The organism is Pseudomonas sp. MT3 (assembly GCF_054720805.1).
Genome location: NZ_JBTVPY010000036.1, coordinates 18,806 through 37,754 on the forward strand (window position 1 = coordinate 18,806; position 18,949 = coordinate 37,754).

Below are 18,949 nucleotides of genomic sequence, written 5' to 3' on the forward strand. Positions count from 1 at the left end.
CGCAAGAGCCTCCATGCCGCTTTCCCAGATCCAGTTCGTCCATGAGGACGCCGCCCTGCTGGTGGTGAACAAGCCCACCCTGCTGCTTTCCGTGCCCGGCCGCGCGGACGACAACAAGGACTGCCTGATCACCCGCCTGCAGGAGAACGGCTACCCGGAAGCGCGCATCGTCCATCGCCTGGACTGGGAAACCTCCGGCCTGATCGTGCTGGCCCGCGACGCCGACAGCCACCGCGAGCTGTCCCGCCAGTTCCACGACCGTGAAACCGAGAAGGCCTACACCGCACTGTGCTGGGGCGAGCCGGAACTGGACAGCGGCCGCATCGAAGCACCGCTGCGCTACGACCCGCCGACCAAGCCGCGCCACGTGGTGGACTTCGAACAGGGCCGCCATGCACTGACCTTCTGGCGCGTCATGGAGCGCCACGGCAACTGGAGCCGCGTCGAGCTCACCCCCATCACCGGCCGTTCGCACCAGTTGCGGGTGCACATGCTGAGCATCGGCCACCCGCTGCTGGGCGACCGCCTGTACGCCGAGGGCGAAGCGCTGACCCTGCGCGACCGTCTCTGCCTGCACGCCAGCATGCTCTGCCTGACGCACCCGCAGACTGGCGAGCGCCTGCGCTTCGAGTCGCCCGCGCCGTTCTGATTGTTTTCTGTAGGAGCGAGCTGGCTCGCGAACCCGCCAAGCGACACCGTCGCCGGGAAATCCGTTCGCGAGCAAGGGCTAGGCGCCCCCTCGATCCTACAAAGAGCCCCCAGCCGCAGATTCGCGTATTTACGTTAAACTTCCGGCCATTCGCTGTCCGGAGTTACCCATGCGTGCAGAACTCAACCAGGGCCTGATCGATTTCCTCGCGGCCTCCCCCACGCCTTTCCACGCCACCCAGACCCTCGCCCGTCGCCTCGACGAGGCCGGCTACCAGCGTCTGGACGAGCGCGACGCCTGGCGCACCGAGCCCGGTGGCCGTTATTACGTCACCCGCAACGACTCCTCGCTGATCGCCTTCAAGCTCGGCACCGCCCCCTTGCTGGAGAGCGGCCTGCGCCTGGTCGGCGCGCACACCGACAGCCCTTGCCTACGCGTCAAGCCAAACCCCGAGCTGGTGCGCAACGGCTACTGGCAACTGGGCGTCGAGGTGTACGGCGGCGCGCTGTTCGCGCCCTGGTTCGACCGCGACCTGTCGCTGGCCGGCCGTGTCACCTTCCGCCTGGCCGGCAAGGTCGAGAGCAAGCTGATCGACTTCAAGGCGCCGATCGCCGTGATCCCGAACCTGGCCATCCACCTCAACCGCGAGGCCAACATGGGCTGGGCGATCAACGCGCAGACCGAACTGCCGCCGATCCTCGCCCAGGTTTCCGCCGGCGAGGGCCGCGACTTCCGCGACCTGCTCGGCGAGCAACTGCAACTGGAGCACGGCATCACCGCCGACGCCATCCTCGACTACGAGCTGAGCTTCTACGACACCCAGCGCGCCGCCGTGATCGGCCTGGACCAGGCCTTCATCGCCGGCGCCCGCCTGGACAACCTGCTGTCCTGCTATGCCGGCCTGCAGGCCTTGCTGGCCAGCAGCGACGAGCAGAGTGGCGTGCTGGTCTGCACCGATCACGAAGAGGTCGGCTCCTGCTCCGCCTGTGGCGCCGACGGCCCGTTCCTCGAGCAGGTACTGCGCCGCGTTCTGCCCGAGAGCGACGTCTTCACCCGCACCGTGCAACGCTCCCTGCTGGTTTCCGCCGACAACGCCCACGGCGTGCATCCCAACTATGCCGACAAGCACGACGCCAACCACGGCCCGAAGCTCAACGGCGGCCCGGTGATCAAGATCAACAGCAACCAGCGCTACGCCACCAACAGCGAAACCGCCGGTTTCTTCCGCCACCTGTGCCTGGAAAACGAAGTGCCGGTGCAGAGCTTCGTGACCCGCAGCGACATGGGCTGCGGCTCCACCATCGGCCCGATCACCGCCAGCCAGATCGGCGTACGCACCGTGGACATCGGCCTGCCGACCTTCGCCATGCACTCCATCCGCGAGCTGGCCGGCAGCCAGGACCTGCACTACCTGGCCAAGGTCCTCAGCGCCTTCTACGACAGCGCCGACCTGCCCTGACCCGAACGCCCGGCACCCGTCGGGCGTTTTTCTTTCAGGAGATCGAACATGCCCTTCAACGGAAGCTACCTGTGCGGCGACATCGCCTACCAGATCGATGGCCTGGACATGCCGATCGGCCATTGCCACTGCCATACCTGCCAGAAAGCGCATTCGGCAGCCTTCGCCACCACCGCCGGGGTGATGCGCGAGCACTTCCACTGGACGCGCGGCGAGGACAAGGTCGCCGCCTATGAGTCGTCACCGGGCAAGTTGCGCAAGTTCTGTCCGCGCTGCGGGACGCAACTGATCGCCGAGCGCGACGGACAACCCCACGTCATCGTTCGCGTGGCGAGCCTGGACGACGATCCGGGCACGCGGCCGGCGCGGCATATCTGGGTGTCCCATGACCGTCCCTGGTTGGCGCAGGAGGGAATTCCGGCCTATCCGGAGTGGAATCCGGATCGCTGAAGCGGGATTTGCTCTTACGTAGGAGCGAGCTTGCTCGCGAACCGCCCAACACCGGAGCTCCCGGCTAAATCCGTTCGCGAGCAAGCTCCTACAGGTCCTGCCTTAGTCCGGCACTTCCACGCTTACGTGGATCGCATCGTGCCGCCAGAACTCCAGGTCACAGTCGATGATCCGTCCGTGCTGGTCACGGTTGATACGGGTGATGCGCAGCGCCGGGCTGCCGTCGGCGATGCGCAGCACGCTGGCCGCCTCGCCGTGCAGGGCGGTGGGCACCATGTCGAAGCGCACGCGCCCGTAGCGAATGTCGTAGCGACTGCCATACAGCTCGGTCAGTGAGCAGGTGAGATCGCTGTCGAGAATGCCGGGGAAGTATGCCGGGTTGAGGTAATGCTCGACATAGAGCACCAGCCGGCCGTCCACCCGTCGCAGGCGGCGGATCTGGAACACGCTGGACAGCGCCGGCAGTTCCAGCAGCTCGCAGATCGCCGCGCTGGCGGGAATCTGCCGGGCCGACAGCACTTCGGTGGCCGGTACCCGGCCCTGCCCTTCCACCATCGCATGGTAGTGGCTGCGCACCAACGGGTTGTAGAGCAGGCGCGGTGGCGAGATGAACCAACCACGGCGTTCCTCGCGATAGATCAGCCCCTGGGCCTCCAGTTGGCCCAGCGCCTCGCGCAAGGTGATCCGCGTGGTATCGAACAGTTCGCTGAGCTTGCGCTCGGCCGGCAGCTTGCCGCCGGCGGCGAGCAGCCCGCTGTCGATCTGTTCGATCAGTGCCCGGCAGATCGCCGTCACCGTGGGTAGCGCCGTGTCGCGCATGCCGACTCCCTCTATTGGCCTAGTCCAGCCCCGAAACAGGGCATTTCGCTACCTGCCCGGGGTGCCCTCATCCTAGAAAAACCCCGTGACCGTCCCGTGACAGTCTCCGTTCAAGCAGCGCCCGTGCCAGCCTCACAAAGCAGCGTAGCCCAATGAAAGCGCGGGTTTGGCGATGGTCTACGCTTTCCCCGAGTGCTCCGCCAGAGCGCCACGCCGCCTGGGCCGGCGCCTGGCTGGACATCAAACTGTCATCCAGGCCGCATAGATTGGCCTGGGTCTTGCTGATCTAGACCAATCGTTTTCCCGCGTCGGCGGATGCCGGACACGGACCCCACCCTCACGATCGAAGGAGCACCGAATGAAACGCTTGCTTGCTTCACTGCTGGGATCGGCCATCGCCATCGGCAGTGGCCTCGTCATGGCGGCCGACGCCGATCTGCAATCGCTGGAAGCCGCCGCCCGCAAGGAAGGCCAGGTGAACAGCGTGGGCATGCCCGACAGCTGGGCGAACTGGAAGGACACCTGGAAGGACCTGGAAAGCAAGTACGGTCTCAAGCACATGGACACCGACATGAGCTCGGCCCAGGAACTGGCCAAGTTCAAGGCCGAAGCCGAGAACGCCAGCGCCGACATCGGCGACGTCGGCGCCGCCTTCGGGCCCATCGCCCTGCAGATGGACGTCAGCCAACCCTACAAGCCCAGCACCTGGGAGCAGGTCCCGGACTGGGCCAAGGACAAGGACGGCCACTGGGCGCTGGCCTACACCGGCACCATCGCCTTCATCGTCAACAAGCAGTTGGTCAAGGACGTGCCGCACAGCTGGGCCGACCTGCTCAAGGGCAAGTACAAGGTCACCATCGGTGACGTCAGCGCCGCAGCCCAGGCGGTCAACGGCGTGCTGGCGGCGAGCATCGCCAACGGCGGCGACGAGAAGAACATCAAGCCGGGCCTGGAATTCTTCGCCCAGATCGCCAAGCAGGGCCGCCTGTCGCTGACCAACCCGGTGATCAACACCCTGGAGAAGGGTGAAGTGGAAGTCGGCATCGTCTGGGACTTCAACGGCCTGAGCTACCGCGACCAGATCGACCCGGCGCGCTTCGAGGTACTGATCCCCTCCGATGGTTCGGTGATCTCCGGCTACACCACCATCATCAACAAGTATGCGAAGAACCCGAACGCCGCCAAGCTGGCCCGCGAGTACATCTTCAGCGACGCCGGGCAGATCAACCTGGCCAAGGGCAATGCCCGTCCGATCCGCGCCGAGCACCTGACCCTGCCGGCCGACGTGCAGGCCAAGCTGCTGCCCAACGAGCAGTACGCCAAGGCCCAGCCGATCAAGGACCCCAAGGCCTGGGAAGAGACCTCCAAGCGTCTGCCGCGCATGTGGCAGGAAAACGTCATCATCAACATGCAGTGACGCCCGGCCGCCCCGGTTCGCCGGGGCGGTTTCGCGTTCCGAAAAGGCCCCGTCCCATGCGCCACGACGTCATCCTGGTCGTCCTCGACGGCCTCAACTACAGCGTCGCCCACGACTGCATGGGCCACCTGCAAGCCCTGTGCAACGCCGGCCGCGGCCAGTTGTACCGGCTCGAATGCGAGCTGCCCTCGCTGTCGCGCCCACTCTATGAATGCATCCTCACCGGCGTACGCCCCATCGACAGCGGCATCCTGCACAACGATGTGTCGCGCCTGTCGAACCAGCGCAGCCTGTTCCACTACGCCCGCGATGCCGGCCTGAGCACCGCTGCGGCGGCCTATCACTGGGTCAGTGAGCTGTACAACCGCACGCCGTTCGACCCGGCGCGCGACCGACATACCGACGACGAATCCCTGCCGATCCAGCACGGCCTCTTCTACTGGACCGACCACTACCCCGACTCGCACCTGTTCACCGACGCCGAGTCGCTGCGCCGCCGACATTCGCCGAACTGCCTGCTGGTGCACCCGATGAACATCGATGACGCCGGCCACAAGCACGGCCTGGGCACGCCGCAGTACCGCAACAGCGCGCGGCACGTCGACATCATCCTTTCCGAATACATGCACCAGTGGCAGGCCGCCGGCTACCAGGTGATGGTCACCGCCGACCACGGCATGAACGACGACCGCAGCCACGGCGGCATCCTCCCCGAGGAGCGCGAAGTGCCGCTGTTCGTCTTCGGCGAGGCGTTCAGCCTCGATGACCAGGCACGCCCGCGCCAGGTCGAACTGTGCGGCACGCTGTGCGAACTGCTCGGCGCCGCTCACGACAAACCGGTCTGCCGGGAGTTGCTCAAGGCATGAGATCGAATCGCGGAAAACTCATCGCCCTGCTCTGTCTACTGCCCTTCGCGGTGTTCTTCATCGCCTTCCAGATCGCCCCGCTGGCCTGGGTGGCGGTGAACAGCCTGCGCACCAGCGATGCCTGGGGCCTGGGCAACTTCGCCGAGATCCTCGGCTCGCCGTTCTACCGCCAGGCGATCCGCTACAGCCTGGAGATCTCCATCTGGTCGAGCCTGATTGGCCTGCTCATCGCCGTGCTCGGCAGCTACTCGCTGCGCCAGGTGGACAGCAAGCTGCGCGACTTCGTGATGGCCTTCGCCAACATGACCAGCAACTTCGCCGGGGTGCCGCTGGCCTTCGCCTTCATCATCATCCTCGGCTTCAACGGCGCCATCACCCTGCTGCTCAAGCAGGCGGGGCTCATCGAGGACTTCAACCTCTACTCGAAGACCGGCCTGATCATCCTCTACACCTACTTCCAGATTCCCCTGGGCGTGATGCTGCTCTACCCGGCCTTCGACGCCCTGCGCGAGGACTGGCGCGAGTCCGCCGCACTGCTGGGCGCCAGCCACTGGGCATTCTGGCGGCACATCGGCATCCCGGTGCTGACTCCGGCGCTGCTGGGCACCTTCGTCATCCTGCTGGCCAACGCGCTGGGCGCCTACGCCACGGTGTACTCGCTGACCACCGGCAACTTCAACGTGGTGCCGATCCGCATCGCCGGACTGGTCTCGGGCGACGTGTTCCTCGATCCGAACATGGCCAGCGCCCTGGCGATGTTCCTGGTCGGCCTGATGACCCTGATCACCCTCGCCCACCAGTGGCTGCTGCGCCGGAGCTACCATGTCGCGAAACGCTAACCACATCTACCACCGCGTGGTGGTCTATGCGCTGTTCCTGATCCTGCTGCTGCCGCTGGCCGCCACCCTGCTCTACTCGCTGGCCACCTCCTGGAGCGCCAGTGTGTTGCCGGATGGGCTGACCCTGAAGTGGTTCCTGACCTTGTGGAGCGACCCGCGCTTCCTCACCGCCTTCGGCCAGTCGCTGCTGGTGTGCTTCGGCTCGCTGGTGCTCAGCGTGGTGCTGGTGCTGCCGCTGATGTTCGTCGTGCACTACTACTTCCCGCGCCTGGACGCGCTGATGAACGTGCTGATCCTGCTGCCCTTCGCGGTGCCGCCGGTGGTGTCGTCGGTCGGCCTGCTGCAACTCTACGCGGCCGGCCCGCTGCCGCTGATCGGCACGCCCTGGGTGCTGATCGGCTGCTACTTCACCATCGCCCTGCCGTTCATGTACCGGGCGATCAGCAACAACCTGCAGGCGATCAACCTGCACGACCTGATGGACGCCGCCCACCTGCTCGGCGCCAGCACCTGGCAGGCCGCCCTGCTGGTGGTGCTGCCGAACCTGCGCAAGGGCCTGATGGTGGCGTTGTTCCTGTCCTTCAGCTTCCTCATCGGCGAGTTCGTCTTCGCCAACCTGCTGGTGGGCACCCGCTACGAGACGCTGCAAGTGTTCCTCAACAACATGCGCAACAGCAGCGGCCACTACACCAGCGCGGTGGTGGTTTCCTACTTCCTCTTCGTCCTGCTGCTCACCTGGGCGGCAAACCGTTTAAGCAAGGACAAGACATGAGCTTCCTCAGCGTCGAGACACTGAACAAGAGCTACGGCAGCACCACGATATTCCAGGATATCGACTTCGCCGCCGAACGCGGCGAGTTCGTCACCCTGCTCGGCCCCAGCGGCTGCGGCAAATCCACCCTGCTGCGCTGCATCGCCGGCCTGACCCCGGTGGACAGCGGGCGCATTTTTCTCGACGGCGAGGACATCGTGCCCAGGAGTCCGCAGAAGCGCGGCATTGCGATGGTGTTCCAGAGTTATGCACTGTTCCCCAACATGACCGTGGAGCAGAACGTCGCCTTCGGCCTGCGCATGCAGAAGGTGCCGGCGGCGGAATCCGCCCAGCGGGTGCGCGATGTACTGGAGATGGTCGAACTGGGCCCACTGAACTCGCGCTACCCGCACCAGCTCTCCGGCGGCCAGTGCCAGCGCGTCGCCCTGGCCCGCTCGCTGGTCACCCGCCCGCGCCTGCTGCTGCTCGATGAGCCGCTGTCGGCGCTGGACGCGCGCATCCGCAAGCACCTGCGCGAGCAGATCCGGCGCATCCAGCAGGAGCTGAAACTGACCACGGTGTTCGTCACTCACGACCAGGAGGAAGCGCTGACGCTGTCCGACCGCATCGTGCTGATGAACGCCGGGCGCATCATCCAGAGCGGCGACGCGGAAACGCTCTACACCGCGCCGGAAAACGCCTTTGCCGCCGGCTTCATCGGCAACTACAACCTGCTCGACGCCGCCCAGGCGACCCGCCTGCTGGAGCGGCCGTTCCGCCAGCAGGTGGCGATCCGTCCGGAGTCCCTGCGCCTGAGCGTGGAGCCGGGCGAAGGCATCCCGGTTCGGGTACTCTCCCACAGCCTGCTGGGCAACGTGATCCGCTACCGGGTCGACGCCGCCGGTGTGGAACTCACCGTCGACGTGCTCAACCGCAGCGCCGAGCGCCTGTACCCGGCCGGCACCGCGCTCGGCCTGCAAATCGATATTGAAAGCATTCGGGAGGTGGCCTGATGGCCCTGGTGATTTTCGACCTCGACGACACCCTGATCGACGGCGACTGCGCGAGCCTGTGGAGCCAGCGCATGGCTGATCTGGGCTGGGTTGACGCGGAGTCGTTCCTCAAGCGCGACGCCGAGCTGATGGCGCTGTACGCGCAGGGCAAGCTGCCAATGGAGGACTACATGGCCTTCGCCCTGGAGCCGATGGCCGGGCGCAGCGTCGAGGAAATCGAGCGGGAAGTGGAAACCTTCGTCGAGGACGTGATCGAGCCGCTGATCCACAGCGACGCCTGCACCACCCTCGCCCGCCACCGCGAGGCCGGCGACCGGCCTCTGGTGATCTCCGCCTCGGGCGTGCACCTGGTGCAGCCCATCGCCGAACGCATCGGCATTGGCGAAGTGCTGGCCATCGACCTGGAAGTGATCGACGGCCACTACACCGGCCGCACCGTCGGCACCCTCACCTACCGCGAAGGCAAGGTGCTGCGCCTGCTCGACCTGTTGCAGGGCGACGACAGTCAACTGGCCGGCGCGCACTTCTACTCCGACTCACGCAATGACCTGCCGCTGCTCAAGCTGGTCGGCCACCCGCATGTGGTGAATGCCGACCCGGTGCTGCTGGAGCATGCGCAGAAGATGGGCTGGGACAGTCTCGCCTGGAACTGAGCCGGCTCAGCCGCGCAGGAACCGGAGCATGCCCTGCTGGATCCGCGCCTCTTCCTTCTCCAGGGAAAGATCGGGGGACTGCGCGGCATGCTCGAGTCCCCGCTCCAACTGACGGCGAAACGCCCCGTCGTCGCCGGCCAGCGCCGCACGCAGGGCCAGGCAGCGCGCCCAGATACTGGCGTATTCGCGTTGCAGCCGACTCGGCAGCAGTTCGTCGAACAGGCCAACGGCACTCTTGCTGGCCATCGCCCGGGAGAATGCCAGCTCGGTATCCATCAGTCGCAACAGATCGTACAGCGGACGCAGCAGCGCCTCGGGCAGCACCGTACGTTGCGCCTGGAGCGCGGCGTCCAGCGCAGCCGCTTCCTCCCAGCGCCCCTGCACCAGCAGCGCCCTGAGGCGGATATACAGCGCCAGCAGCGACATGGGCAGCCCCTGAGACTCCAGCAGGCGCAGGTCCTGCGGATCCGCCTGGTCGGCGCACAGCCCCGCGCAGGCCGCTCCCATCAGCCGGGCAAAGGCCAGCTTGGGATGGGCAACATCCAGACCACGCCACCAGCGCAGCAGCCAGAGCCCGTCGCTGACCAGCGGCTTGCGCTCCACCGGCAGCAGATTGGCGACGCCCAGGCAGGCGTTGGAAGCGGCGAATGCCAGCAGCACCCCGTGGGCGGCACCGGGCGCCAGCCACGCCCCCAGGCCGCCAGACAGGAGCGCAAGGGTCAGGTTCGCCAGCGGACCGCCAGCGACGAAGCACAGATGCTGCCGCCGCCAGGGGCCCCGCGAGTCGGCGAAGGCCATGACGAACCCCTGCAGGCGCTTTTGCGTGCGCGGTGGCCAGCCCAGTTTCCAGCCGTTGCGCAACACCCGGACATCCAGGCGGCCGACACGCATGCGCAGGACGGTCATCCCGCTCCAGCGGGCCGCCAGCAAATGACCCAGCTCATGGACGACGATGGCCAGGTAGACGATGACGAAGCCGGCGACGATGCCCGACAGGTCCCAGATCACGCCCTCGGGCAGCCACAACAGGCACAGCACCACACCCAGCGCGCCCGCCGCGGCGCTCAAGGTGAACTGGAGCAGCCACAGCAGGCCGTTGAGCCAACCCGGCAGGCTCCAGAAGTCATTCACCGCTTCGCCGCCAGCGGCTATATCCCGTGTGTCCACCATGTTCGCACTCCCTGCGTCCGGCGCCTGGTCAGCCCAGGCTCGGATCGATCACCACCACCACCTTGCCCTGCACCTGATTACTGGCCAGCGCATCGAACGCATCCTGCGCCTGCTCGATCGGGAAGGTCCGCTCCAACTGCGGGCTCAGCTTGCCCGACTCGAACAGCGGCCAGACCTTCTGCCCCAGTTCGGCGATCAGTTGCGCCTTGAAGTCGGCATCGCGCGAACGCAGGGTCGAGCCGATCAACTGGATGCGCTTGCCCAGCAGCAGGGCCAGATCCAGCTCGGCCTTGCGACCGCCCATCAGGCCGATGACCACCCATCGACCGTCACGGCCGAGGATTTCCAGATCCAGCTTGGCGTAGTTGGCCCCCACCGGATCGAGGATCACATCGAACGGCGCGAAATCCCGAAGAGATTCGAGGCTTTCGCCACGCAGTGCGCCACCCTCGGCGCCCAGGCCCTCGCAGTAGGCCAGGCGCTCGGCGCTGCCGACGCTGACCCAGCACGGGCTACCGAAGGCCCTGCACAGCTGGATGCCGGCCGAGCCGACGCCGCTGGCGCCCGCGTGCAGCAGGACCCTCTCGCCCGGCTGCAATGCGCCCAGCATGAACAGATTCAGCCAGGCGGTGGCGTAGACCTCGGGCAACCCGGCGGCTTCCGCCAGGGACAGGCCCGCCGGCACCGGCAGGGCATGGCGCTCGTCCACCACCACTTCCTCGGCCAGGCCGCCGCCGGCCAGCAATGCGCAGACGCGATCGCCGACCTGCCAGGTACTGCCGGCTCCCGCCTCGGCGACCACCCCGGAGCACTCCAGGCCAATGACATCGCTGGCCCCGGGCGGCGGCGGGTAAAGGCCGGCCACCTGCAGCAGGTCGGCACGGTTGATCCCGGCGGCGGCGACCTGGATGCGGATCTGCCCCTGTGCGCAGGCCGGAGAGGGACGCTCCCCCCATTCCACCCGCCCTTCGATACCTTGCAATGCGTTCACGCTGCCTCCATAGTGACTTCGCAGGGCCCGATCCGTAAGGTCGGGCCCTTTCTTCGCGCCGAATTCACCTGCGATTGAACCCGGCGCCGCCAATTACGGCCTAATATGCGTCATAACTCCGCACTCAGTCGAATCAGCATGAAGCGATTTTTGCCCCGTACCGCCCTGTTGTTCATCCTCGGCGCAACCGCCCTGTCCTCGTTCGCGGCCACCAGCAGCCCGAACGTCTGGGATGGCCTGCAGCCGGACCGGGACCAGGTGATCGCCAGCCTCAACATCGTTGAGCTGCTCAAGCGCCACCACTACAACAAACCGCCGCTGAACGACGACCGCTCGGCGAAGATCTACGACAGCTACCTGAAGACCCTCGATCCGGCGCGCATGTACTTCACCGCCGGCGACATCGACCAGTTCGCACCCTGGCGTACCCAGTTCGACGACTTCCTGAAAAGCGGCGAACTGGAACCCGGCTTCACCATCTACAAGCGTCACCTCGACCGTCTGAAGGAGCGCCTGGACTTCGCCCTGGCCACCCTGAACAAGGGCGTCGACAGGATGGACTTCAAGGCCGACGAGTCGCTGGAAATCGACCGCGAAAAATCACCCTGGGCGAAGGACAGCGCCGCGCTCGACGACCTGTGGCGCAAGAAGGTCAAGGACGAAGTCCTACGCCTGAAGATCGCTGGCAAGGACAACAAGGCCATCCAGGAACAACTGACCAAGCGCTACAAGAACCAGCTGATGCGCCTGGAGCAGACCCGCAGCGAAGACATCTTCCAGGCCTACATCAACGCCTTCGCCCAGACCTACGATCCGCACACCCAGTACCTGTCGCCGGACAGCGCGGAAAACTTCGACATCAACATGAGCCTCTCGCTGGAAGGCATCGGCGCCGTACTGCAGAGCGACAACGACTACGTGAAGGTCGTGCGCCTGGTACCGGCCGGCCCCGCCGAGAAGAGCAAGCAGATCGCCACCTCCGACAAGATCGTCGGCGTCGCCCAGGGCAAGGGCGAAATGGTCGACGTGGTCGGCTGGCGCCTGGACGAAGTGGTCAAGCTGATCCGCGGCCCGAAAGGCTCGCAGGTGCGCCTGGAAGTGATCCCGGCGAGCAACGCGCCGAATGACCAGACCAGCAAGATCGTCACCATCACCCGCGAGGCGGTGAAGCTGGAAGACCAGGCGGCGAAGAAGTCGGAAATCACCATCGACCACGAAGGCAAGAACTACAAGCTGGGCATCATCGACGTGCCCGCCTTCTACCTCGACTTCAAGGCCTACCGCGCCGGCGATCCGGACTACAAGTCCACCACCCGCGACGTGAAGAAGCTCATAGCCGAGCTGCAGAAGGACAAGGTCGACGGCATCGTCATCGACCTGCGCAACAACGGCGGCGGCTCCCTGCAGGAAGCCACCGAGCTGACCGGCCTGTTCATCGACCAGGGCCCGACCGTGCTGGTGCGCAACAGCGATGGCCGCGTCGACGTGCTCAACGACGACGAGGGCAAGGCCTTCTACACCGGTCCGATGACCGTGCTGGTCAACCGCCTGTCCGCCTCGGCCTCGGAAATCTTCGCTGGCGCCATGCAGGACTACCACCGCGCGCTGATCGTCGGCGGCCAGACCTTCGGCAAGGGCACCGTGCAGACCATCCAGCCGCTGAACCACGGCGAGCTGAAGCTGACCCTGGCCAAGTTCTACCGCGTCTCCGGCCAGAGCACCCAGCACCAGGGCGTGATCCCGGACATCAGCTACCCGTCCATCGTCGACGACAAGGAAATCGGCGAGAGCGCCCTGCCCGACTCCATGCCCTGGGACACCATCAAGCCGGTGCTCAGGGCCCAGGCCGACCCGTTCAAGCCGTTCCTCGACCAGCTGCGCAGCCGTCACGACGCGCGCACCGAGAACAACGCCGACTTTGTCTACGCCCGCGAGCGCCTGGCGCTGGCCCAGGAGCTGATGAAAGAGAAAACCGTCAGCCTCAACGAAGCCAAGCGTCGCGCCCAGCAGAGCAGCATCGAGAACCGCCAACTGGCGATGGAGAACGCCCTGCGCAAATCCAAGGGCCAGGAGCCGCTCAAGGAGCTGAAGAAGGAAGACGAGAACGCCCTGCCGGAGGAAGACAAGACCAAGCCGCAGGACGACGCCTACCTGACCGAGTCCGGGCACATCCTGATCGACTACCTGAACCTGGATTCGCAGGTCGCCAAACACTGATCGGATGTAATCAAACAGTCATGACGCTGTCGTGAAATGCACAGGGCCGGGAAACCGGCCCTTTGCATTTCCATTCACCGAGAACCGTCATGACCGTCACCGAGCAGTTGAGCGCGCTGGACCAGATCCTCGCTCACGGCGACCTGCACTGCCTGTTCCAGCCCATCCTGTCGCTCTCCGAACGGCGCCTGGTCGGCTACGAAGCCCTCACCCGCGGCCCGTCCAACGGCCCCCTGCACTCGCCGCTGCCGCTGTTCAGCATCGCCCGCAGCAGTGGCCGCCTGAGCCAGCTGGAGCTGCTCTGCCGACGCCAGGCGTGCGCACGCTTCCGTGAGCTGAACCTCGACGGCAAGCTGTTTCTCAACGTCTCTCCCGAATCGCTGCTGGAACCCACCCATCAGCCCGGCCGCACCCTGCAGTTACTGCAGACCTTCGGCATCTCGCCCAACGACGTGGTGATCGAACTCACCGAGCAGACCCCCATCGAGGACTTCAGCCTGCTCGACACCGCGCTGCACCACTACCGGGCGATGGGCTTCTCCATCGCCCTGGACGACCTTGGTGCGGGCTATTCGAGCCTGCGCCTGTGGTCGGAACTGCGCCCTGACTACGTGAAGATCGACCGCCACTTCATCGAAGGCATTCACCTGGACGCGGTGAAGCGCGAATTCGTCGGCTCCATCCTGAAGATGGCCCACGCCTCGCGCGCCCAGGTCATCGCCGAAGGCATCGAGCTGGCGGAAGAGCTCGCGGTGCTCTCGGAAATGGGCATCGACCTGGTGCAGGGTTACCTGTTCGGCCGCCCCGGCGAACAGCCGCCGCGCGATGCACGCAACCTGCTGCCGGAGGTGGACACCAGCGGGGCCCTGTTCGCCGACGAACAATCCAGCCTGCAGCCGCTGCTGCTGGAACAGCCGGCGGTGCGCGACGACACCCCGATCAGCGACGTGCTCGAAGCCTTCCGCGCCCAGGCCAACCTGAACTCCCTGGCGGTACTCGACCCGCACGGACAGCCGGTGGGCATCGTCCATCGGCATGCGTTGTCCGATGCCCTGCTCAAGCCGTTCGCACCCGAACTGTATGCGCGCAAGCCGATCAGCCGGCTGATGAGCCACGACTTCCTCGCGGTGGAACGCAGCCAGTCGCTGCAGCAGGTCAGCCGCCTGCTCACCAGCCGAGCGCGGCAGCGCATCGAGGAAGACTTCATCATCACCCTCAACGGCCGTTATCTCGGCCTGGGTCGGGTGATCGACGTGCTCAAGCTGATCACCGAGCAGAAGATCCGCCAGGCCCGCCACGCCAACCCGCTGACCCTGCTGCCCGGCAACGTGCCCATCCAGCAGTGCCTGAGCCGGCTGCTGCAACAGGGCCGGGAAGCCGTGGTGTGCTACGTGGACATCGACAGCTTCAAGCCTTTCAACGACCTCTACGGCTACGCACGCGGCGACGAGGTGCTGCTGTGCCTGGCGCAATGCCTGGGCGAACGGGTAGACCCGGCGCAGGACTTCGTCGGCCATATAGGCGGCGATGACTTCATGCTGGTACTGGGCATCCGGGACTGGCGCGAACGCCTCAATCACCTGCTGGAAGACTTCCAGGGACAGTGCCGGCGCTTCTACAGCCGCGAACACCTCGAAGCGGGATGCTTCGTCTCGTACAACCGCCAGGGACAGCGCGAGGAGTTTCCGCTGTTGTCACTGTCGATCGGCGTGGTGCATCTCAAGGCCGACGCCTGCACGCGCCTGGATGCCAGCCAACTGGCGGGACTGGCCTCGGAGGCCAAGCGGCACGCCAAGGCCATGCCCGGCTACAGCCTGCACATCCTCACCGCCGCCTGAGCTCAGAGCCCGAGTTGTCGGGCGCGCGTTTCGTAGCGCGCGGCCTGGCTCTCATCGGGCGGCAGGCCGGGGCCGCCACTGCGATACAGCTCCACCAGCTTGCGCGCCGCCAGCGGGTGGCCGGCCTCGGCGGCCTGCCCCCAATAACGTGCGGCTTCCTGCGCATCGGCGGCATGGCGGGTATCGCCCTTGAGCGACTGCACGCCAATCTGATACGCCGCCTTGGCATCGCCACCGGTGGCGGCCAGACGCAGCAGACGCAATCCTTCCTCGCGTGCGCCCAGTCCCTGGCCACGGAACAGCAGCAGGTGGCCGTAGAAACTCTGCGCAGCGACATCGCCCAGGTTGGCCATGCGCGAGAACTGCCCCTGCATCCACTGCCAGGCGCGCGGCTGGCGCACCAGCCAGGGCCAGCCCATCAGGCGCCGCGCCACGGCATAGGTCAGGCGCGCGCGCAGGCGCCAGAACAGCTCACGGGGCATCGCCATTTCAGAGCTCCTCGGGATACTCGAACTCGAACACCCGCACCACTTCCGCCGCATGCCACCCCGCCGCGGCCGGGCCGTCCGGCGCGCCGGAGAAGCGCCCCAGACGCTCCACGCATTCGAAGAAACCGGTGCGCGGCAGGCGGCTCGCCCCCTGGCTGATCACCAGTGAACTGCGTAGCGGTCGCCCCGCACGGGCATCCAGTGCGGCGAGATGTTCGAGGGCGGCGGTCAGGATGGTCATCGCCGGCGTCGGCAACTGCAGACGCTCGATCAACGCCCGGTAGGTCAGCAGATGGCGCTGGCGGCGGGCATCTTCCAGCTCGCCGAGCAGGCCTTCCCAGTGTTTACGACTGATCTGTACGCTCAAGACCCGGACTCCCCACTGCCCAGGGCACGGCGCAGACCGTGCTGAATGGCGTCGCTGGCCTCGCGCTCGCCGTTTTCGATGAGGGCGAGATACGACGGGCTGATGCCGACCGCACGCGCCAGCATCTCGATGGAAAAGCCGCGCGCCTCGCGCAGGGATTTCCAGTTCGGAGCTTCATCGGATACGGGTGCTGCGGCGGGCTGGACCACCTGTGCGGCGCCGCGGCCGGCGGCGGCCAGCAGTGCCTGGTACTCGGCCCAGGGGACAACGGCGTATTCCGCCTCGCCGTCACGCATGATGACTTGCACGTTCATGACAACACTCCTTGCAGGCCGCCATCTTAACAGCCTGACGGGCACCTGTGCCGGCTATACTGCTGCCGCCGTCACCTCCCGCCGAACATGAGGACCGACTTGCAGCGCCTTCTCCCGATCTGCCTCTGCCTGACGAGCGTCCTCTGCGGTGCCGAAGAACTGCGTTGGGGCTATTCGCCAAGCAACGGAATGCCCTACGTGGAAAGTATTGACCACGAATTGGCGCATGGCTTCGTCCGCGATCTGGGCGAAAGGGTCGGACAGCTCCTGAAGCTCGAGGTTCGCTTCATCGAAACGCCCGACAAGCGCGTAGAAACGTCGCTGCAACAGGGCAACATCCAACTGCTGTGCATCAACAACCCGCAGTGGATGAGCGCCCCGGAGAAACTGCGCTGGTCGCCCAGCCTGTTCGAGGAAGAAGACGTACTGGCGCAACGCGGCGATGCGCCGTCATTCGACACGCTAGATGCCCTTCACGGGCATACGCTCGGCACCAGTCTCGGCTACGTCTACCCGCCCGCGCTGATGGAGGCGTTCGCCAGCCGCGCGATCCACCGCAACGACGTGCGCAACCTCGAAACCCGCCTGCGCATGCTCGAACACAAGCGCCTGGATGCCATCGTGGACATGCGCCGGCCGCTGCAATTCCTGCTCGAGGAACATCCCGACCTGGCCATCCGGATCAATCCCGGCGCCTTGCAGCGTTATTCGATCCACTGCTCCTACGGCCCGACGCTGCCGGTCCCCGTCGAACACTTCGACGCAGCGCTGCAGAAGCTGGTGGACGACGGCTCCATCCAGCGCATGCTCGCTCGTCAGGGGCAACTGCTGCGTCAGAGGCGCTGAACCTGCTCCGGCGCCGGCAACTGCTTGAGCGCCTCGCGGGTTTCGCCACCCTGGCCGTCACGCCACACCTTGAAGGCATCCAGCTCGGACTGCCAACGGCGCACGACCCAGGCCAGCACGGCCAGGTCATCGAGGAACCCCACGCCCAGCAGCCAATCCGGCACCAGGTCCACCGGCGCCAGGAAGTACAGCAGCGCCGCCACCACGGACACCAGGGCCTGGGAACTGATGCCGCGATAGTCGCCGCGCACCCAGGCCACCAACAGTTCCTGGAGCAGCTTCAGGTCATTACGGGCCAGCTTCAGCCGACCGCTCTTGCGCGCCACCGCGAACAGCAGCGCCGGAATCCGACCACGGGCCAGAAAACGTCCGGCGAGGTTCAGGTAGCGATCGAATCCTGGAGGCTTTTTCATCACGTCACCTCGGTAGGAATGCCCAGACAAGAATGCTTCAGGTTATCCACCTTTACTGTGGATAAGTCTGTTGAAAGAAAGCTTCAATATCGCCCAAACGCCCGAGCCATCAGGGCTCCAGACAGATAGGCGATTTTTTATCCAGCCTGACAAATGCGTTAAAAATCATGCAGTTGCGGCTATTCGATGGGCGCCCGGATGTCAAGCACCCGACATCACTGCAACTGCGGCAAATATGTGCATAAGCGTAACACCGGGGGTCAGCCTACTCCCAAACAGCCCCTGGGTCAGCCTACCGTTCCAGAGCCGGCCCCGCAAAAACGAAAACGCCCCGTGGGTAACGGGGCGCTCTCATTGGTACGAAGGTACTCAGTTCTGCTTCGGAGCTTCCTCAGCCGCTTCCGGCTGATTCTGATCCTTGATGCCCAGCAGTTCCAGGTCGAACACCAGCACGGAGTTCGCCGGGATGGTCGGGCTCGGGCTCTGCGCGCCGTAGGCCAGTTCGCTCGGGATGTACAGCTTGATCTTCTCGCCGACGTGCATCAGTTGCAGCGCTTCGACCCAACCCGGAATCACGCCGCCAACCGGCAGGTCGATCGGGCTGCCGCGCTGGATGGAGCTGTCGAACACGGTACCGTCGACCAGCTTGCCTTCGTAGTGAACGGTCACCACGTCGGTAGCCTTGGGCTGCGGACCTTCGGCCTTCTTCACGACTTCGTACTGCAGGCCGGACTTGGTGGTCACCACGCCTTCACGCTTGCCATTGGTCTCGAGGAACTTCTTGCCGGCTTCCAGGGCTTCGGAGTTCTTCTTGGCGACCTGCTCTTCGGCGCGCTTCTGCAGGAAGGTGAAGGCTTCGGTCAGCTCTTCGTCGGTCAGCTTCTGCTTCTGCTTGCCGATGGCGTCGTTGATGCCTTCGGCGACGGCCTTGGAATCCAGGTCATCCATGCCTTCCTGGGCCAGACTCTTGCCCATGTTCAGGCCGATGCCATAGGAGGCCTTCTGCGCAGGGGTCTTCAGTTCCACTTCAGCGGCCTGCTTGTCGCAACCCGCGAGAACCAGGCCGACCAGCGCGATCGCTGCCGCCAACCGATGTTGTTTCATGCTGAATCCTTGTCTGTGCGCCGTCATGGCAGGGTCTTTGAAGCCGCGAGCTTATCAGGCGCTCGTGGCCAGTGGCTATGGGCAATAGGAACCCCTGCCACGGGAGAAGTTCCCACTGCAAACTTATAGGAAAATTAACAGGATATGTTCGGAAGACAGGTCGTAAGGAATGCGAACTGGCGCGGCTTTTTCGCGCGCAAAGAAAAAGCCCCCAAGCATCACTACCTGAGGGCTTTTCGAAATATGGCGCAGCGGACGGGACTCGAACCCGCGACCCCCGGCGTG

At 65.5% G+C, this 18,949-nt stretch carries 20 protein-coding genes; 12 read left to right on the top strand and 8 right to left on the bottom strand.

The window, feature by feature from the left end:
- Window positions 1–13: 13 nt before the first annotated feature.
- From ACYCAX_RS25590 to ACYCAX_RS25600, 3 genes are all read left to right on the top strand, one after another.
- Window positions 14–649 carry an RluA family pseudouridine synthase gene (locus tag ACYCAX_RS25590; RefSeq protein WP_460249139.1) on the top strand — a complete coding sequence of 212 codons (636 nt, stop codon included), beginning with the start codon at window positions 14–16 and terminating at the stop codon, window positions 647–649.
- A 169-nt stretch (window positions 650–818) separates the two neighbouring features.
- Window positions 819–2,108, top strand: coding sequence for a M18 family aminopeptidase (locus tag ACYCAX_RS25595; protein WP_460249140.1), 1,290 nt, complete (start codon window positions 819–821; stop codon window positions 2,106–2,108).
- A 48-nt stretch (window positions 2,109–2,156) separates the two neighbouring features.
- Window positions 2,157–2,558: a GFA family protein gene (locus ACYCAX_RS25600; RefSeq protein WP_460249141.1), complete on the top strand. Its 402-nt coding sequence runs from the start codon at window positions 2,157–2,159 to the stop codon at window positions 2,556–2,558.
- A 102-nt stretch (window positions 2,559–2,660) separates the two neighbouring features.
- On the opposite strand, the gene ACYCAX_RS25605 is transcribed toward ACYCAX_RS25600, so the two are convergent.
- Window positions 2,661–3,377, bottom strand: coding sequence for a UTRA domain-containing protein (locus ACYCAX_RS25605; RefSeq protein ID WP_460249142.1), 717 nt, complete (start codon window positions 3,375–3,377; stop codon window positions 2,661–2,663).
- 358 nt (window positions 3,378–3,735) lie between these two features.
- Between ACYCAX_RS25605 and ACYCAX_RS25610 the strand changes: the two genes are divergently transcribed.
- Genes ACYCAX_RS25610 through ACYCAX_RS25635 form a run of 6 tightly spaced genes read left to right on the top strand, consistent with a single transcriptional unit; the run spans window position 3,736 to window position 8,916 of the window.
- A complete protein-coding gene (locus ACYCAX_RS25610; RefSeq protein ID WP_015478215.1) occupies window positions 3,736–4,794 on the top strand; it encodes an ABC transporter substrate-binding protein in 1,059 nt (352 codons plus the stop codon).
- A gap of 56 nt (window positions 4,795–4,850) precedes the next feature.
- Window positions 4,851–5,660, top strand: coding sequence for an alkaline phosphatase family protein (locus ACYCAX_RS25615; RefSeq protein WP_460249143.1), 810 nt, complete (start codon window positions 4,851–4,853; stop codon window positions 5,658–5,660).
- Window positions 5,657–6,499, top strand: coding sequence for an ABC transporter permease (locus ACYCAX_RS25620; protein ID WP_460249144.1), 843 nt, complete (start codon window positions 5,657–5,659; stop codon window positions 6,497–6,499). The genes ACYCAX_RS25615 and ACYCAX_RS25620 overlap by 4 nt, the downstream gene beginning before the upstream one ends.
- Window positions 6,483–7,271 carry an ABC transporter permease gene (locus ACYCAX_RS25625; RefSeq protein ID WP_460249145.1) on the top strand — a complete coding sequence of 263 codons (789 nt, stop codon included), beginning with the start codon at window positions 6,483–6,485 and terminating at the stop codon, window positions 7,269–7,271. Before ACYCAX_RS25620 ends, ACYCAX_RS25625 begins: the two co-directional genes overlap by 17 nt.
- Window positions 7,268–8,263, top strand: a complete 996-nt coding sequence (locus tag ACYCAX_RS25630; RefSeq protein ID WP_460249146.1) for an ABC transporter ATP-binding protein — start codon at window positions 7,268–7,270, stop codon at window positions 8,261–8,263. The genes ACYCAX_RS25625 and ACYCAX_RS25630 overlap by 4 nt, the downstream gene beginning before the upstream one ends.
- Window positions 8,263–8,916 carry an HAD family hydrolase gene (locus ACYCAX_RS25635; protein ID WP_015478220.1) on the top strand — a complete coding sequence of 218 codons (654 nt, stop codon included), beginning with the start codon at window positions 8,263–8,265 and terminating at the stop codon, window positions 8,914–8,916. Before ACYCAX_RS25630 ends, ACYCAX_RS25635 begins: the two co-directional genes overlap by 1 nt.
- A 6-nt stretch (window positions 8,917–8,922) precedes the next feature.
- Here ACYCAX_RS25635 and ACYCAX_RS25640 read toward each other — a convergent pair whose 3' ends face one another.
- Window positions 8,923–10,086 (bottom strand): site-2 protease family protein, encoded by a 1,164-nt coding sequence (locus tag ACYCAX_RS25640; RefSeq protein WP_460249147.1) that lies wholly within the window; start codon window positions 10,084–10,086, stop codon window positions 8,923–8,925.
- A gap of 28 nt (window positions 10,087–10,114) precedes the next feature.
- On the bottom strand, window positions 10,115–11,077 hold the full coding sequence (locus ACYCAX_RS25645) for an NAD(P)H-quinone oxidoreductase (protein ID WP_294977385.1): 963 nt from the start codon (window positions 11,075–11,077) through the stop codon (window positions 10,115–10,117).
- 138 nt (window positions 11,078–11,215) lie between these two features.
- Here ACYCAX_RS25645 and ACYCAX_RS25650 point away from each other — a divergent pair, with 138 nt between their 5' ends.
- Window positions 11,216–13,294, top strand: a complete 2,079-nt coding sequence (locus ACYCAX_RS25650; protein ID WP_015478223.1) for a carboxy terminal-processing peptidase — start codon at window positions 11,216–11,218, stop codon at window positions 13,292–13,294.
- An 89-nt stretch (window positions 13,295–13,383) separates the two neighbouring features.
- On the top strand, window positions 13,384–15,132 hold the full coding sequence (locus ACYCAX_RS25655; RefSeq protein WP_294977384.1) for a bifunctional diguanylate cyclase/phosphodiesterase: 1,749 nt from the start codon (window positions 13,384–13,386) through the stop codon (window positions 15,130–15,132).
- Between the two features lie 2 nt (window positions 15,133–15,134).
- Here ACYCAX_RS25655 and ACYCAX_RS25660 read toward each other — a convergent pair whose 3' ends face one another.
- The 3 genes from ACYCAX_RS25660 to ACYCAX_RS25670 are packed head-to-tail and all read right to left on the bottom strand — an operon-like array spanning window position 15,135 to window position 16,301.
- A complete protein-coding gene (locus ACYCAX_RS25660; protein ID WP_041712670.1) occupies window positions 15,135–15,614 on the bottom strand; it encodes a tetratricopeptide repeat protein in 480 nt (159 codons plus the stop codon).
- 7 nt (window positions 15,615–15,621) lie between these two features.
- Window positions 15,622–15,987, bottom strand: coding sequence for a hypothetical protein (locus ACYCAX_RS25665; protein ID WP_015478226.1), 366 nt, complete (start codon window positions 15,985–15,987; stop codon window positions 15,622–15,624).
- Complete coding sequence (locus ACYCAX_RS25670) at window positions 15,984–16,301, bottom strand: helix-turn-helix domain-containing protein (protein ID WP_015478227.1); 318 nt, start codon at window positions 16,299–16,301, stop codon at window positions 15,984–15,986. The genes ACYCAX_RS25665 and ACYCAX_RS25670 overlap by 4 nt, the downstream gene beginning before the upstream one ends.
- Window positions 16,302–16,388: 87 nt before the next feature.
- Here ACYCAX_RS25670 and ACYCAX_RS25675 point away from each other — a divergent pair, with 87 nt between their 5' ends.
- A complete protein-coding gene (locus tag ACYCAX_RS25675; RefSeq protein ID WP_294977383.1) occupies window positions 16,389–17,147 on the top strand; it encodes a substrate-binding periplasmic protein in 759 nt (252 codons plus the stop codon).
- On the opposite strand, the gene ACYCAX_RS25680 is transcribed toward ACYCAX_RS25675, so the two are convergent.
- On the bottom strand, window positions 17,135–17,560 hold the full coding sequence (locus ACYCAX_RS25680; protein WP_015478229.1) for a YkvA family protein: 426 nt from the start codon (window positions 17,558–17,560) through the stop codon (window positions 17,135–17,137). The genes ACYCAX_RS25675 and ACYCAX_RS25680 overlap by 13 nt on opposite strands.
- Window positions 17,561–17,929: 369 nt before the next feature.
- Entirely contained in the window at window positions 17,930–18,664 is a 735-nt protein-coding gene (locus ACYCAX_RS25685; protein WP_015478230.1) for an FKBP-type peptidyl-prolyl cis-trans isomerase, read from the bottom strand.
- Window positions 18,665–18,949 lie beyond the last annotated feature (285 nt).

Excerpts from the sequence above, each read along its gene's own strand:
- ACYCAX_RS25590 (WP_460249139.1), top strand. The coding sequence starts at position 14 with ATGCCGCTTTCCCAGATCCAGTTCGTCCATGAGGACGCCGCCCTGCTG.
- ACYCAX_RS25595 (WP_460249140.1), top strand. The coding sequence starts at position 819 with ATGCGTGCAGAACTCAACCAGGGCCTGATCGATTTCCTCGCGGCCTCC.
- ACYCAX_RS25600 (WP_460249141.1), top strand. The coding sequence starts at position 2,157 with ATGCCCTTCAACGGAAGCTACCTGTGCGGCGACATCGCCTACCAGATC.
- ACYCAX_RS25605 (WP_460249142.1), bottom strand. The coding sequence starts at position 3,377 with ATGCGCGACACGGCGCTACCCACGGTGACGGCGATCTGCCGGGCACTG.
- ACYCAX_RS25610 (WP_015478215.1), top strand. The coding sequence starts at position 3,736 with ATGAAACGCTTGCTTGCTTCACTGCTGGGATCGGCCATCGCCATCGGC.
- ACYCAX_RS25615 (WP_460249143.1), top strand. The coding sequence starts at position 4,851 with ATGCGCCACGACGTCATCCTGGTCGTCCTCGACGGCCTCAACTACAGC.
- ACYCAX_RS25620 (WP_460249144.1), top strand. The coding sequence starts at position 5,657 with ATGAGATCGAATCGCGGAAAACTCATCGCCCTGCTCTGTCTACTGCCC.
- ACYCAX_RS25625 (WP_460249145.1), top strand. The coding sequence starts at position 6,483 with ATGTCGCGAAACGCTAACCACATCTACCACCGCGTGGTGGTCTATGCG.
- ACYCAX_RS25630 (WP_460249146.1), top strand. The coding sequence starts at position 7,268 with ATGAGCTTCCTCAGCGTCGAGACACTGAACAAGAGCTACGGCAGCACC.
- ACYCAX_RS25635 (WP_015478220.1), top strand. The coding sequence starts at position 8,263 with ATGGCCCTGGTGATTTTCGACCTCGACGACACCCTGATCGACGGCGAC.
- ACYCAX_RS25640 (WP_460249147.1), bottom strand. The coding sequence starts at position 10,086 with ATGGTGGACACACGGGATATAGCCGCTGGCGGCGAAGCGGTGAATGAC.
- ACYCAX_RS25650 (WP_015478223.1), top strand. The coding sequence starts at position 11,216 with ATGAAGCGATTTTTGCCCCGTACCGCCCTGTTGTTCATCCTCGGCGCA.
- ACYCAX_RS25655 (WP_294977384.1), top strand. The coding sequence starts at position 13,384 with ATGACCGTCACCGAGCAGTTGAGCGCGCTGGACCAGATCCTCGCTCAC.
- ACYCAX_RS25660 (WP_041712670.1), bottom strand. The coding sequence starts at position 15,614 with ATGCCCCGTGAGCTGTTCTGGCGCCTGCGCGCGCGCCTGACCTATGCC.
- ACYCAX_RS25670 (WP_015478227.1), bottom strand. The coding sequence starts at position 16,301 with ATGAACGTGCAAGTCATCATGCGTGACGGCGAGGCGGAATACGCCGTT.
- ACYCAX_RS25675 (WP_294977383.1), top strand. The coding sequence starts at position 16,389 with ATGAGGACCGACTTGCAGCGCCTTCTCCCGATCTGCCTCTGCCTGACG.
- ACYCAX_RS25680 (WP_015478229.1), bottom strand. The coding sequence starts at position 17,560 with ATGAAAAAGCCTCCAGGATTCGATCGCTACCTGAACCTCGCCGGACGT.
- ACYCAX_RS25685 (WP_015478230.1), bottom strand. The coding sequence starts at position 18,664 with ATGAAACAACATCGGTTGGCGGCAGCGATCGCGCTGGTCGGCCTGGTT.